A 706-nucleotide genomic window follows, 5' to 3' on the forward strand; every position below is an offset into this window, starting at 1 on the left:
CGCAGATGAACAAGAGCAGCAACAAGAAGCGGAAGAAATGCTTGCGCATCAAGCGCTACAGCAGATGCAGGAAGAACTAGCACGGTTAAAGGAAGCAGCGCAAACCAGCATTCATCAATTAGAGGCTGAAAAGGAAGCGTTGGAAGAAAAGCTTGCCTTGGAACAGACGAGACGGTCAGAGGAATTGAGCGAACGAGACGAGGAGTGGCAGACAAAGCTTGCCGAACTCCATGAGGAAAAGAAAGAAACCGAATCAACGATTGTTCAGCTCCAGCAACAATTAGAAGAGAAAGAAAAAGAATTCGAATCAACGGTGGAGCGAATCAGAAATGAAGAAGCAGAAAAAGAAACTGCAACAGTGAATCTGAAGGAGCTGACGCAACAGCTCAAGGAATACAAAAAGAGTTATCAAGAATCACAAGAAGAGAATCGTGAAAAAGAAAAAAAGTTGAAGCAGCTCCACAAGGAAGCTGTGGAGACGAAAGAAGCGCTTGATCATCAGAAGAAGCAATACAGCGAATTGGAAAAAGACTATCAACAGTTACATACCATCAATCAAAAGAGCGAAACGAAACTAAGCGAGCTTCGCGAGGAGAATGACACCTTGCTTGAACTGTTGGAGGAAAAGGAACAAGAAATCGATGTTGAGCTGACACGTCTCAGAGAAGACAATGCCAAGTACCGGCAGACGATTCAACAGCTAAAG

1 protein-coding gene is annotated in these 706 nt (G+C 44.2%); it reads left to right on the plus strand.

Features of this window, described 5'->3' with window-relative positions; genetic code table 11:
- A partial coding sequence (locus tag JZO85_RS03465; RefSeq protein WP_207107128.1) for a coiled-coil domain-containing protein occupies positions 1-706 on the plus strand: 706 nt, incomplete at both ends.

Source organism: Candidatus Enterococcus murrayae, from assembly GCF_017315985.1.
GTDB classification, from domain to species: Bacteria; Bacillota; Bacilli; order Lactobacillales; family Enterococcaceae; genus Enterococcus_A; species Enterococcus_A murrayae.